Origin of the sequence: Paenibacillus sp. L3-i20 (genome assembly GCF_022180385.2) — a bacterium.
Taxonomy (GTDB): Bacteria; Bacillota; Bacilli; order Paenibacillales; family Paenibacillaceae; genus Pristimantibacillus.
Genome location: NZ_BQME02000001.1, coordinates 618705 through 632872 on the forward strand (window position 1 = coordinate 618705; position 14168 = coordinate 632872).

General features: G+C 41.7%; 9 protein-coding genes and 1 riboswitch. Of the genes, 1 reads left to right on the top strand and 8 read right to left on the bottom strand.

The features are described from left to right. Window positions 1-30: 30 nt before the first annotated feature. The 5 genes from MFF31_RS03100 to MFF31_RS03120 all read right to left on the bottom strand — a co-directional run bounded on the left by MFF31_RS03100 (window position 31) and on the right by MFF31_RS03120 (window position 9583). Window positions 31-753 (bottom strand): ECF transporter S component, encoded by a 723-nt coding sequence (locus tag MFF31_RS03100; RefSeq protein ID WP_238186665.1) that lies wholly within the window; start codon window positions 751-753, stop codon window positions 31-33. Further along, entirely contained in the window at window positions 732-2411 is a 1680-nt protein-coding gene (locus MFF31_RS03105; RefSeq protein ID WP_238186666.1) for an ABC transporter ATP-binding protein, read from the bottom strand. The genes MFF31_RS03100 and MFF31_RS03105 overlap by 22 nt, the downstream gene beginning before the upstream one ends. Beyond that, window positions 2384-3277, bottom strand: a complete 894-nt coding sequence (locus MFF31_RS03110) for an energy-coupling factor transporter transmembrane component T (RefSeq protein WP_238186667.1) — start codon at window positions 3275-3277, stop codon at window positions 2384-2386. The genes MFF31_RS03105 and MFF31_RS03110 overlap by 28 nt, the downstream gene beginning before the upstream one ends. Next, a complete protein-coding gene (locus MFF31_RS03115) occupies window positions 3274-4203 on the bottom strand; it encodes a DUF4430 domain-containing protein (RefSeq protein ID WP_238186668.1) in 930 nt (309 codons plus the stop codon). The genes MFF31_RS03110 and MFF31_RS03115 overlap by 4 nt, the downstream gene beginning before the upstream one ends. A 70-nt stretch (window positions 4204-4273) precedes the next feature. Beyond that, complete coding sequence (locus MFF31_RS03120; protein WP_238186669.1) at window positions 4274-9583, bottom strand: S-layer homology domain-containing protein; 5310 nt, start codon at window positions 9581-9583, stop codon at window positions 4274-4276. Window positions 9584-9729: 146 nt separating this feature from the next. Beyond that, window positions 9730-9913: riboswitch (cobalamin riboswitch) on the bottom strand. Between the two features lie 193 nt (window positions 9914-10106). Here MFF31_RS03120 and MFF31_RS03125 point away from each other — a divergent pair. Beyond that, a complete protein-coding gene (locus MFF31_RS03125; RefSeq protein WP_238186670.1) occupies window positions 10107-10403 on the top strand; it encodes a hypothetical protein in 297 nt (98 codons plus the stop codon). A gap of 104 nt (window positions 10404-10507) precedes the next feature. Here MFF31_RS03125 and MFF31_RS03130 read toward each other — a convergent pair whose 3' ends face one another. Genes MFF31_RS03130 through MFF31_RS03140 form a run of 3 tightly spaced genes read right to left on the bottom strand, consistent with a single transcriptional unit; the run spans window position 10508 to window position 14123 of the window. Then, window positions 10508-12085, bottom strand: a complete 1578-nt coding sequence (locus MFF31_RS03130; protein ID WP_238186671.1) for a helix-turn-helix domain-containing protein — start codon at window positions 12083-12085, stop codon at window positions 10508-10510. 51 nt (window positions 12086-12136) lie between these two features. Next, complete coding sequence (locus MFF31_RS03135) at window positions 12137-13105, bottom strand: FecCD family ABC transporter permease (protein ID WP_238186672.1); 969 nt, start codon at window positions 13103-13105, stop codon at window positions 12137-12139. A 28-nt stretch (window positions 13106-13133) separates the two neighbouring features. Next, window positions 13134-14123: a FecCD family ABC transporter permease gene (locus MFF31_RS03140; protein ID WP_238186673.1), complete on the bottom strand. Its 990-nt coding sequence runs from the start codon at window positions 14121-14123 to the stop codon at window positions 13134-13136. Between the last annotated feature and the right edge of the window lie 45 nt (window positions 14124-14168).

The following is a 14168-nucleotide window of genomic DNA, read 5'->3' on the forward strand; positions in this document are numbered from 1 at the left end:
TTTGTGTTACTAATCACTGAACCTGCTACTTCACAAAAGTCCGTACTTTCTCTTCACACGATCGAGCTTCTCGATCATCGGCTTTGACAGGAAATAAAGAAATACGATAGTTGAGATTGCATGTATCATGTCAAACCAGAATGCCGACACATACGTTGCAAGCAGCGCATTCCACGAAAATTGGGAAGTAAACATCATTAATGATCCTATATTGATGATTCCTCCATAAATAATAAAAGTCGCCAGACCTCCGAATAGGCATAATGAAAACTTCGATTTCTTAAGCCATCCTTTAGTCGCCAATAAACCAGCCAAATAACCGATAATGCCGAAACAAAACATTTGCCACGGCGTCCAAGGTCCTTGACCAAAGAAAAAATTAGAGACGAACCCCGCTGTTGCACCAACGAGAAAGCCTGCTTCTGCTCCTAAACTAATACCTGCAATAATGACGATTGCAACGACCGGTTTAAATTGCGGCAACATAAAAAACGCGCCTCTTCCCGCTACAGCTATAGCCGACATTACTGCTATTATAATTAGCTCGCGCGCTTGCGGCTTCCGATTTTCGAACACTAACGCAAAAGGGATCAGAGTATACAAAATAATAAGCAGACTAATAAAATAATATTTCCGATCATCCAGAACAAAAATGCCCATTAGAATAGTCGCTGGAATGATAACTAAAATGATAACAGCGGCAAGTAGAGCTCGACGATTCATTGGTTTTTTCACACTTTGTAAGGCCGGCATCGGTCCACCACTTCCTCAATCGTAACTGCTTCGCTCCACATATGACGAACCATTCGATTAGCTGCTGTTGTATAGAAGCTATTCCCTCCAAAAAATGTCCTCGCTGTATTCGTTGTAATAATTCCCCCATCAAAGAACATCGAGCACACCTCGCCATGTTTAGCGCAAAACTCAATATCATGGGATACCATCACAATCGTTACACCTTGCGTGATCAGCTTCTTCAGCACTACAGCTAACTTTTCTTTAAAAAAATTATCTAGTCCTTTCGTCGGCTCATCCAAAAGCAATATCCTTGGTTCCAGAAGCAATATTTTCGCTAATGCTGCCCGCTGCTGTTCCCCTCCACTCAAATCATAAGGATGCGCAAATTGCACATGTTCAAGCTCAGTTAAACGAACGACTTCGGCTACTTTCTGCGCTTTCACTTCATTAGACAATGGCGTGCCGGATAACATCTCAAGCAAATCAAGTTCTACCGTCTTCTTCACAAAGATTGACTGTGGATTTTGCGGAAGTACGCCTAAATAGTTTGTAAACCGTTCCTTTGCTTTCATTGCAGCTGGATTGCTGCCGCCAAGCAGTACTTTGCCACGATAAGGCTTTAGCATACCGCTTATAAGGGACAAGGCAGTCGTCTTGCCTGTGCCATTCCCTCCAACTATACAATGAAACTGTCCCTCTTTTACTTCAAGCGACAAATCTTTAATCCGATCGGGTCCGTTTTTTTCGTATCTGAACCAAACATCTTGAAGCGAGATGATCGTTTTTTTCGAGTTATCTGATGGCTCATTGCCAGCTTCTAGAAAATCAGCGGTATCACTTTTATTATGGAGGAGCGAATTCACCCATTGCCGTCCCTCTTTCACCGTGAGCGGACTTAACTGCTCATTATCCACTTCAGCATAAATTTGCATTGGCGTTGGCATCGATTGAAAAAGCGGGTGGCCCATTTGACCCAATAGCCCTCCAACTTTACGAGGTGTATCATTAGCAATGATTGTTCCCTGATCCATAGCTATAACACGATCAGCTGCTGGTATAATATCTTCTAATCGATGTTCCGTCATAATAATGGTTGTTCCAAGCTCTCGATTAATCCGCTTTACCGTTTCTAGAAAGTCTGATGCCGCTATCGGGTCAAGTTGAGAGGTTGGCTCATCCAAAATTAACACTTGCGGATGCATCACCATAATAGATGCCAAACATAACAACTGTTTCTGCCCGCCGGACAGCTCCGATACGTTATTATGAAACCATCCTTGAATACCGAAAAAACTTGCCATCTCGGCTACCCGCAATCGAATCGTACGAGTATCCATTCCTAAGCTCTCTAGTCCAAATGCCAACTCATGCCATACTTTGTCTGTTACGATCCCGTTGTCAGGATTTTGCAGCACAAATCCAATTTCGGCTGCCTGCTTCCGAGCATCAAGCGACTCAATTGGCTCCCCTGAATAATAAATGCAGCCGCTTCTATTTCCATGCGGAGTCAGCGCAGGCTTTAAATGTCGCAGCAAAGTACTTTTCCCACTGCCCGATCTGCCGCATACTGCAACAAACTCCCCACTTTTAATCGACAAATTAATATGTGATAAAGCTTCCTTATCTCGTTCGGGAAATGTAAAGCTCAACTCTTTGATTGCAAAGATCTCCATTTTATTTCCTCCAACAGATGGATAATGACAGGCAGCATACATAATAAAAAATATGCAAAATAGATAATGAGGCTAATAGGAGTCACTTCCGCTGCTTTTATTGATGGAAAAAACCGCATCTCGATATATCCCCTGATTGCTCCGAAAATAATGACAGCAGATAAACTCGTCATTATAATGGCGATAATTTGATCACGTCGTACGAATCGATAAGTTGAAAAGCTGGTTCGATTAGGCAAGCCGTATCCTCTCGATTTCATAGAATCGGCTGTTTCTATAGCATTTTCAAGCGCCCATGTCGTCATAATAGAAAGAATCGTTAGTCCTTGTCGTGCTCGGTTCAGCAGACTCCCCTGCGAAACATCTCGCCCTATACTTTTCTGAGCATAAGAGATAACTTTTAATTGGGCAATGTACCTTGGAACGAAACGAAGCACCATGGAGAGGATCAAAGAAAGTGCAGGCATTATTTTGCCAAAAAGGTAAATAAATTTGTCTGAGGTCATCACTGCATTGTAACAAGAAAACCATATCAGCACGGTTACGAACATACATGCCGCAGCTGCTCCGAACAAAATCGATTCAAGCGTAATGGGATTGCCGTTTTTTAAATAAAACAAAATGGTAACACCCGCATGATTAAACACAGGGTTCAAAACTGCCATAACAAGGAGTAGCGGGAGCATATAGACTAAATTAAATCGAATGGCTCTCCTGCCATTCAGCAAGACAGCGTACAGGACAGCACTTATTAATGCGATGCCTTGCATATAAAGATGCATAAATACCATGCTAAACATTAAAACAAGAGCGAAATAGATTATATTGACGACAGGATGATAGGAAGAAAAGCTGTCTCTTTTCATTCGGCTTTACTCGTTGCAGCAGTGTCTGCGCCAACGTCACGGCCTAAATCACAAGTGTACACCCACTCAATAACATCACCATCTGTCAAAGCATATCGGCTGCTTCCGTAGTTCGGATACCAATCATTCACCTTATATAGCCATCCGCTTAATTCGCCACAGTCAAACTCATATATATTGTTAATGCCTTCTATATAATTGCTGTTATAGATTGGGGTCATATTAAATTCCATATGAATTTTATTGTTTTTCATCTCTCTGAGAAGTACATCAAACACAGATTCCCCTTCATAAAAGGCAACTGCTGCCTCGGGGTAGATAATCCCGTCTTCCGGCAATACTTCAAGCTTATCTTCATTGAACTTATCCAAGTTATTCAAAATCGTTGCAGCCGATATCGACAACGTCACTGATCCTGTTTTTTTCTTGTTGATCGTAGTGTCTTGCCACTCAACTGGCTTTGGCTTACCTTCTGGTACTGGTTCTGTTTCATACTTATCTTTTTTCGGTTTTGCTGTTGTTGTAGGACTCGCTTTAGCTGTCGTCTTGCCAGGCTTTTCAGGATTTTCAGGCTTTGTAGTCTCTGTAGGCTTTGAAGTCTTTGAAGGTTTTTCAAGCTTTATGGGCTTCTCAACTTCCGGCTTTTTGCTAACTTGACCGGCTGGTTCCGATGTCTCACTCACTTCGGTCGGCTTTACCGTTGGAACAGGTGAAGGTGTACTCGTTGGTTGATCTGTCCCTTTAACATTGGTTGTAGGAGTAGGTTCTTGCTGAACTTCCGCAGATGACGCAGACTTTGATTCCGACATTTCCAACGTTTCGACTGGCAGCTTTTCCGTATCATTCGGCACATCTTCGCCCCAGAAAAAAGCGATAGCCAGTACCCCTGCAATGAGGCAAGCCCAAAGCCAATTCTTCGCATTCATATTGCAGCATCCCACCTTAAATAGATAAGCAAGGGTGTATGCAACCACCCTTGCTCAGCTCTTTATGTCATTACTTCACGTCGGTCATATCATAAAGACGACTTTTACCATTCAAAAATCTTTCGTAAGCTACAAGGGCGTACATCGATTGATCAGTAGCCATAATATCTACTTCGCCTGGTTTCGTCCCTCCATTTGTGATGCCTTCTTTTTTAATATGATAGAAACCGCCACCTGGAGCGGCGAAGCTAAGCAATGCGTCTATAGCCGATTTGCCGTTTTTGACAAATCTAGCATCCCTATGAGGATCGATGCCAAGACCTGTTAAAGCTACAATCACTTGAGCGATGCTTTCAGCATTAATAGAATCGCCGCTTGCGTAGCTTCCATCAGCCTTTTGAGCTTTAGACAACCAGTTCAAACCTTGTTCTATTGCAAGTTTTGCTTTTGCATTCGTTGCATGGTAAGGCGTCAACGCTTGAATCGCCATTGCAGTAATATCTGGATCGGCGTTGACAGCTTTTTCGCCTAGCGCCCAACCTCCGCCAGCAATTTCTCTGTTCAAAATAAAGTCGATCAATAACTCCCTTGTCGTCTGTGTTTTCACATCTTTTACAAGTGGAATTTCATACTTATTACTATCCAATGCTAACAACGCAAAGATAGGTCCGTTAATGCCTTGTTTTGTTAACGTGTCGAAGTCTGCAAGAGGCTCTCTCAAGTTATAACCTGCTACGTTGTCAACATTTTTTCCAATAGCAGTTAACGCAAGGATTACCCGATCATATTCCGTATATTTGATAGAATGCAGCTTGCCGGACTTTTCTTTCAAGATACGTTCAACATTGGCATAATACTTCGCATAGTACGCTTCATCTGCCGGAACATTCGAGCGCGCTAGAGAAAATACCGTCCATTCTCCACCAATGCTTGCTATAACGGGGTCTTTGACTGTCTTTTGCAGATAAGCCGCTGTTTCTTTTATTTGCTTGTCAACGGCTGGTTTAAGATCCGCTATGGGATCGACTTGCTTGTTTCCACTCTTATTTTTGTAGTCAAAAGCTCTTAATGCAACAACAGTTGCCATTTCTCTTGTTACTACATCTTGTGGTTCGAAATTATTTTCGCTTCCTACCATCAATTGTTTTGCAACGATTGATTCTACTGCTTCTTTAGCCCATGAGGACACATCTTCAATGTCCTTAAGACCAGACTGCCCAGAAATAGCTTGTAATTTGAGCGCTCTGCTTACTGTTACAGCCATTTGCTCACGCGTAATGTTTTGGTTCGGGTTAAACTTTCCGTTGTAGCCAGTTATATACTCCGCCCCAGCCGCTGCTTGAACATAAGGATAGTACCAGTCTTTAACGGTAACATCACTAAAGCTGCTATTGCTGGCTTTGCTCGTGTCGAGACCAACTACGGAAACTAGCATTTTTGCAAACTCAGCACGCGTAATGGTGGATTTCGGCTTAAAGCTGCCGTTATTCCCTTGAACAATACCCTTTGCTGTAGCGTCAGCAACCGCTAGCTTCGCCCAATCGGATATTGTAGCTGCATCACCGTACAACTCTTGAAGTTCAGTCTTTTTTGTTGTGTAAATAACAAATGATGCTACATAGTTTGTTTTGATGATTAAATCATTGCCTTGAACAAAAGCATAAGCGATACGTTCTTTGCCTTTTGCTGCTGTGTTGCCCTCTGCTTCCGTTTCATAAGTTGGAATGGACAAGAAAGCACCGTTTGCTATTGTTCCTGACAGCTGACCTTTACCGTCTTTAATTGAAACGGTAATCGGTTTATCAACCTTAATCGGATTAGCTGCATCACCGATAACAAAACCATGCTGAATACGATCAAACTTATTTTGACTAGCTAGGCTAGACGCAATATACTCCTGCCACTTTGTCGTTCCTTGCTCCTGTGCTGTAAACAGCTCAAGCTTGTTAGATTTCGTCGTTAGCTTAGTTCCCTTCTCAATACGTGCCGACAGATTGCCTTTATTAATCGTAAGCTGCGGAATATCGTTGACAACGTCGACTAGATTTAAGAAAACTTTTGCTTTCACATCAGGGATATTGATAGTTACACTCTCGATATCAGTCGTTCTTTTCGATAGACGAAGCGTGTAATCCTTCTGAATGTCGCGTGGCACGTCGACCACAGTAAGCTTGCCATTTAGTTCAACTAACTTCTCTTGCGCAAGTGTTCCAGACGCTCCGCCACCTGAATTCGTCCCGCCCGTTCCGTTATTGGCTTTTAAATCTTCACCCATATTTTTCGTATAGCGCCACTCTATCTTGTCGCCATTTTTTAATTCAGTAAGACTAGCTCCGATATTCGGATATGTCCCATTGACGTTATACATCCAGCCGCTGCCGCTTCCATGATTCAATTCACCGTCGCCAGCAATGGATACAACATATACGCTGTTAAAATTAGAGTACCACCTGTAGTCATACACAATGTTTCTGCTATCAAGTACTCTCTTCAATACTGACCAAGCTGTATCGCCAGGAATCAACGTTACAGTCGTAGTCGACACCGTGTATCCCTTATTAATCGTCAGTTTATCAACGGATACCGTTACTTGGTTAATTGGCAGTGGAGATGTGCTACCGTTATCTTTCGCCGTTGTAGAATAAGCAATAAAATCGGTAAAATGTTTTGTTTTAACGATTAAATCACTACCGCTATCATAAGCATATTCCCCTTTGCCGCTTGCTTTGCCAAGCTCATCGCTTCCGTACTTTTGAATAACTTGAGCTTTTCCACTTTGTAGGAATGCTGCTTCTTTACCGGCCATGCCTGCGAACGTTAACGTAACAAAATCACTGAACTCAGTCTTAATCGTACCGCCCATGCGAGTACCAAAAACGAGCTCATTTAAATTTCTGTTCGAAGGGACAAGATCCCTAATTTTGTTGCGCAGGGACGAATCAGCAACGTCCACATTCGTAATTAATTCAATATTATTGTTGTTGCCGCTAATAATTTTTGTACCTTTTGGAATGACAATTGTCGCTTGGCCTTTAACAGCTTTAATACCCGGAAGATTACTGTCTAGCAATTGCAGGAATACTTTAGACTGTTTATCGCTAGGGATTGTTATGGCTATATCCTTTGCGCTGTCTGTTAATTTAATTGGAATAAAATATTCTTTATAATCTTGTGGAACTGTAACCTCAGGTTTATTGCCCTCTGGAAGATTGATCAGCGTAGGCTTTTCTGGCATCTTCTCAGGAACATCCGTCATATCATAAAAGCGGTTTTTCTTATTAATAAATCGATCATATGCATTTAAGGCATATGTCCCTTGATCAGTTGACATACCATTCGCTTTGACTGCCTTAGCATCTTTGGGCAAAGCATGTATGAATCCACCACTTGGCACAGCAAAACTTAATAGCGAGTCAAGAGCAGACTTGCCGTTTTTAACAAAACGCGGATCTTTATGCGGATCAATGCCAAGACCCGTTAAAGCTACAATCGTTTGTGCAGCACTTTCACTTGCGGCTACACCATAGGATACGAAATCACCATTGCTATTTTGTAGCTGTGACAATAGGTTTATACCTCTATCAACAGCAGCCTTAGCCTCAGCATTCGAATTATAATACGGCGTGAGGCTTTGAATAGCCATTGCGGTCATATCTGGATCTGGTTTTGCTCCAAAGAATGCCCAGCCGCCCCACTTTTCCGTTCCCTTATTCAATTCCTTATCAAGAATATTAGTGATAAGATTCTCTCTCGTTGTCTGAGTAATTCCTTCTTTTGCCTTAGGGATTGTATATTTATTGCTATCCATCGCCAATAAAGCAAAGACAGAACCGTTAATGCCTTGTTTGCTCGGATAGTTGTGATCCGCAAGCGCAGCACTTAGATCGTATCCGGCAACATTTTTTATATCTCTGCCAATAGCAGTAAGACCTAATATTGTTCTGGAATGCTCTGTACTGTTGTATTTATGCAGCACTCCATTATTTTTAACCATGTTTTCTTTTACTTTTTCAGCGACATTATTGTAATAGGTATCATAATAACCAGGATTTACGGGGTAATTTGATCTCGCCAAAGCAAGAATCGTCCACTCCATCCCATATTGCAGATTTTGAGACGTTTGAAGTATGTATTCTAACGATTTGACCAAATGACCTTTCGGATCGATGTCGTAATAGAGTACAAAAAATGACTTTGTTGCTTTATTGCCTGCCACATCAACGGCATCTACAGTAATCAAATTGTCCTGCTCACTTAGAACAACTTTGTAGGGGCCAGTTGTTTTCTCTAATGAAACTCCATTCAACTTAACTTCTGTGTCCACTGCGTCATAGATGTTATCTGTTACTGCCACATTAAATGCAATATTATTCGCTGAAACAGACTGATACGCCGCTAAACCTTCCACCACAATTTCTGGTGCGGTTTTATCTGGCTCGTTAGCTTTTGAAATTGCAGCTTGTAATTGTACATTTGCCGCATCGATACTCTCTTGTGTACTCTCTAAGTTAGCCAATATTTCATTGGCATGGAGGTAAGCTACTCTAATCGTTTTTTGTAACAGTAGAGCAGTCTTATTCGGATTTACGTTAATATCACTAATCGCTACTGTAAGCGCATCTTTGTTCGCTGGCGTTATAACATTACCATCCCAGCCCCCTCCAATATCCGCTCCATAACCGTAGAGAGTAAATTGTGTTCTTATGACATCCCCATCTTTAGGGAAATAAGCTGACATCCCTACGCTAAGAAAAGCATTATTGACTGACGCCATCCAGCCGGACATTTTATAATAGTCAGATGCTCCAAGCCAATTCGGATCTACTTTTGTTCCTATTGAACCGTCTTTACTTATTGCATCTACTATCTTAGTTGGAATATTAACTGGACGAGCATCACTATTTTTTATTCCGGTTAAATAAAAGTTTTCTTCGATGCTACCGCCGTTCTTAAAGTTGCCTTCTCCTAGCGCTCTCGCCAAGACGGCAGCGCCATTGTCACCTTGGTAAATCGGAGCTTTAATTGGCTCTACTACATATCCTTGTCCTAGGGTGAACTTCTCAACCGTTACCGTTACTTGGCCAGTTAATGGCTTAGGAGCAGGTGATTCGACTGGAACTATTGGTTTTTCAACAGGTGGTTCTCCTGGAATTTCAATCGGAGGTTCCACTGGAGTTTCAGTTGGTGGTACTACTGGAACTTCTACTGGAGGTTCAGCTGGGAGTTCAGTTGGAGGTACTACTGGAACCTCAGCAGGTGTTTCCACTTGAGGTACGACTGTTAGTGCACCATCTGCAAGTACAGGGGTTAAATTAGTTGAAAACAGCGAAAGAAACACACTAACAATGAGCAACCAAGCTATAAATCTATTCTTTTTCATGAATATAATCTTCCTCTCGTTCTAGTAATGTCTTAATACATGATGGCAACAAAAAAACCTCTTACCGCGGAACGGCAAAGAGGTTTAAACGAACATACAGCAAATATGCATGTACAAATAAACACCTTCCTATCCTACGTAGAATTAATGGTGTAGCAAAACAGGCAGGTATTCTGGCTCAAGTATCATCATTTCTGCAGCCTTCCCGGTTTCCCAGTGGCATCTAGCAAAAACTCCTCTTATACAGCGGCGGGACCGCGTGAGATTTGCACTCACTTCCCTTTTAACCAACTCTACGACTGAACTGACATCAATTCATATAAAATCATATGACTTTATGTGACATTTTTCGCAATTGGCACCTGTTTCATCTATTCAATTATCCTGACAATCATAGCCCATATTTTTCCGCTTGTCATTCATTTCTTAAATATTTGGTAAATCACTCTATACAGCTCGTTATTCTCGCTAATATAGGTGTTATGTAGTAGAATAGTGACACTATTCCTAAAGAGGTGTCCGAATGTCTATTAGTTTTGTTTCATCGATTATAAGTCGGTTAAAAAGAGAAATTGAACAGCTTGAAAAAAACAGCAAAGCCGATTCCAAAAAGAAGGATGGAGCTCTAGCTAAACTAAAACAATTGCAAAAAGATAGCCAAAAAAGTACTTTACCAAGCGATCTAAGCAACAAAATGACTCGCATTGAAAAGCTAAATGAAGAGCTAAGCGAGATTAATAAACGACAGCTTCAACAATCTAAACAACTAGCGGATAAAAAAGCAGAGCTTCAGACGCATCTTTCTAAGCAGAAAAAATAAATGATTACATTTTAGTATGTCGAACTACATCAACTGGCGATCACGAATTCACTATGTTTTGCGTAGATCGCCCATAAGCTGAGATAAAATAAGTAAACAGTCCCTCATAGTTTCATAAGTTCATCCATAATCACTTGTCGGCCTAATGGCGTCCAGCTCATTGCAAACCAATTGTGAATGATTCTAACATGATCCTGCTGTACAGCAGGAATACTGCTCCACATATCTGTTTGTACTAATCGCTGGAACATACTATCGCTGCCGGCTAGCACATGATGTTTATGAATAAAAAGATACTCCGTTTCTAGAAGCGGCAGAGTTTCAGGCGACATCTCCTGTCTCCATATATCCCCCATTTCTGGAGCGCCAGGCTTTAAAGCGAGATCACCGTAAATCAATTCATTTAAAGGATGACCCGCTGTCCCCTGTATTCCGATCGCTCGATGACTGACTTGTATAATCGTTACACTTCGTTTCTCAAACTTTTGTTGCAGAGCGTGCTTAACCTCCACTGTCCGCATTTCCAGTCGAGTGATCGTTTGATCAGCCATACTCTCCTGACCAAGAAGCTCCGCTACTTTAATAAAATTCCTCTTCCAATCCCATGCTGATAAATCGAGAAATACGAGAGCTGCAATTTCTTTAAATAATTCTCTAAATTCCGTATGATAATCATCTGCAATAATAAGATCAGGATTAGACTTAATCAACTCATCTATTTGACTACGGGAATGTTCCCCGTACTCCTTTTCACTTACTCCCGGATAATGAAATAAATCAAGTACACATACAGGCTCAATACCTATTGCGTTCAAATACTGCTGAAATCCTAGCGAGGAAGCTACCGCTACTCTACATGTTTTTCGTTTCATATATAGGGTAGGCGATACTCCAACCGTACGCTGAAACATTCTACTGAAGTAGAACTCGCTTCGAAATCCGACATTGGCGGCAACCTCTTTGACACGATTTTGGCTATTGCTCAACAATTGCTTCGCCTTATTCATTCGAATGGAACCTAAATATTCAACTGGCGTAGATCCGATAATATTAATGAACAAACGGGAATAAGCAACAGGCGACATGCCCGCTACTTCGGCGAGCTTCCCAATGCTTATTTTATCGATATAATGTTGTTTCATATAGTCAATGCTCCGATCGATACGCTCATCACTTCGTTCGATCGACTCTGGCTCAGCTTCAATAATGGAAAGAATTAATTGCTCCAGTTGTAAACGAAGCGATAAACTGTCTTTCGCTCGTTCATTTCTACTGTTGTCATACATATGTACAATCCGCTGCAATATTTGTTGTGGCTGGGAGATCGCAATACGGCCTGGAAGGAATGGACCTGAAAGAGAGATCGAACTCGACATTACCATACTCCCTTTTGTCTTCACTAACGTTATAGGTTGAAAAAATACTCCGTAATATTTAAAGCCATCCGAACGTTCGGATACTTCCACAACCATTCCTGGCACTAGTAAATATAGTTCAAACGGGCGAATATTACACAACATACCGTCGAGCAATACGATGCCTTCACCTTCAGTAATAAAACATAATAAATAAACCGGAATTCGGTACATTCGAACACCTGACTTACCTGCAAACTTTCTTTTTCGTACCGATGAAAAAAGGTATAGCGATTGTGTATGAGTCTGGATAGCATGAGGCAACATTAGGTAAACAAGCACCTGCCTTCCATAAAACTACAATGTCTATCTCTCTTATTATATGACTCTACGTCGAATCAGCAAAGTAATCATATAAGGTGCTCCAAGCAACGCTGTAATTAGCCCTACTGGTATTTCGAATGGGGAAAATATAGTTCTTCCCAATAAATCAGCACTCATAACAATTAATCCACCTAAGAGCGCCGCAACAGGCAGCCGCTTTAAACTTCTGTTGCCAACTAAATGTGAAGCCATATGCGGCGCCATTAATCCAACAAATGATATCGTACCTGCCATTGATACTGCGGAACCCGCTAATCCGACACTAAAGAGCAGGAGAGAAAAACGTATTAATTCCAATCGCAATCCTATCCCAACAGCCATGACATCACTTAATTGCAGTAAATCAAGATGGCGTGTAAATAGTAGCAACAACACAAATAAAAGACTAATCCAAGGTAAAAGCGGCCAAAAATTGTCCCATGTCCGTCCATATAAACTGCCAGCCATCCAAACAAATGCTTGTGAAACTTTAAATACTTGGCCTATCGTCAACAAATAGGTAATTAGAGCTCCAGCCATCGCAGATATGCCGATTCCAACTAATAAAACTCGTTCAGTAGAGCTACCCTTTTTCCAAGATAAATTGTAGATGACAAGTGCAGTCACCAAGGCACCACCAAATGCAACCCAAGGCAGATGGCTCATTGAAAACGTTGGGACAAGCACTAGAACGGCCACTACTGCGGCTGCGGCCCCTGCATTAAGCCCAATGACACCCGGAGAAGCTAATGGATTACGCGTAATAACTTGCAATATCGTCCCCGACAAAGCTAATCCGCACCCTGCCAAAAAACCGACCAGAACTCTTGGCAACCGTAAATGGCGAATGGTAAAAGCATACTCATCATTGCCCACACTAAACGCAGTCAAGATCGCATCTATAACAGGAATATTTCTTTCTCCGATTACGTATTCAATAGGAATACGAACACATTCATAACTAACAGAACGGAAACGATCCATACAAAGCGCCTACTTTGGATTAAGGGTATTATAGCGATCTCCCCCGTCTCTGTGCCAAATAAATTAAAAATGGAGCTCCAAAAAATGCTGTTACAACTCCAACGGGAATTTCCTGTGCAGGGAGTACAAATCGTGAACCAATGTCTGCTAATAATAAAAGAAGTGCGCCGAGTAAAGCAGCATACGGAATAATCCATCGATAATTCAATCCAACTAAAGAACGAGCAATATGAGGAATGGCAAGACCTATAAATCCAATCGGACCAGCAATAGCAACCGAACTGCCCGCTAGAATCACAATGACGATGATACAAAGAACTTTAATAAGAAACACACGCTCACCAAGCCCTTGAGCCATGTGCTCCCCGAGAACGATAATATTTAAATGTTTGCTGAGACAGAACGCACAAATTAAGCCAAATAGTATGTAAGGAAAAACGGCTATAAACAATTGAATATCTCTGCCCGTAACAGAACCAGCAAGCCAAAAACGCATTGTATCCAAAGATTGCTCATTCAAAATGAGTATCCCTTGTGTAATCGATGTAAGCAATAGATTAATGGTCGCTCCCGCCAATACAAGCTTTATAGGCGTCAACGATTCTCTGCCAATTGAACCAAGCAGGAACACAGACGCACCTGCTATTCCAGCACCTACAATTGCCGACCAAGTAAAAACGGAAAGTGCGGTGGAATTCATTACAATAGACACAATAACTACTGCTAGAGCAGCACCACTATTTACCCCAAATATTTCGGGACCAGCAAGTGCGTTCCTGCTTAACGCCTGCATCAAGCATCCAGCCACTGCAAGTGCTCCGCCTACTGCTGCTGCGATAAGTGCTCTTGGTACCCTGACTGTTCGGATAATTAACTGGTCATATGTTCCATCAAATGACCAGATTGCATTTAATGCAGATGTGAATGGAACCTGGACAATGCCAAAGGAAATGCTAGATACAAGCGCAACAGCTACTAGAATAAAAAGAACGATCAATCCCATCAATCTGGCCTTCAATTTCCATACCTCCAGCGAATATGTATAAAATAAACGAACAAAAAT

Excerpts from the sequence above, each read along its gene's own strand:
- MFF31_RS03100 (WP_238186665.1), bottom strand. The coding sequence starts at position 753 with ATGCCGGCCTTACAAAGTGTGAAAAAACCAATGAATCGTCGAGCTCTA.
- MFF31_RS03105 (WP_238186666.1), bottom strand. The coding sequence starts at position 2,411 with ATGGAGATCTTTGCAATCAAAGAGTTGAGCTTTACATTTCCCGAACGA.
- MFF31_RS03110 (WP_238186667.1), bottom strand. The coding sequence starts at position 3,277 with ATGAAAAGAGACAGCTTTTCTTCCTATCATCCTGTCGTCAATATAATC.
- MFF31_RS03115 (WP_238186668.1), bottom strand. The coding sequence starts at position 4,203 with ATGAATGCGAAGAATTGGCTTTGGGCTTGCCTCATTGCAGGGGTACTG.
- MFF31_RS03120 (WP_238186669.1), bottom strand. The coding sequence starts at position 9,583 with ATGAAAAAGAATAGATTTATAGCTTGGTTGCTCATTGTTAGTGTGTTT.
- MFF31_RS03125 (WP_238186670.1), top strand. The coding sequence starts at position 10,107 with ATGTCTATTAGTTTTGTTTCATCGATTATAAGTCGGTTAAAAAGAGAA.
- MFF31_RS03130 (WP_238186671.1), bottom strand. The coding sequence starts at position 12,085 with ATGTTGCCTCATGCTATCCAGACTCATACACAATCGCTATACCTTTTT.
- MFF31_RS03135 (WP_238186672.1), bottom strand. The coding sequence starts at position 13,105 with ATGGATCGTTTCCGTTCTGTTAGTTATGAATGTGTTCGTATTCCTATT.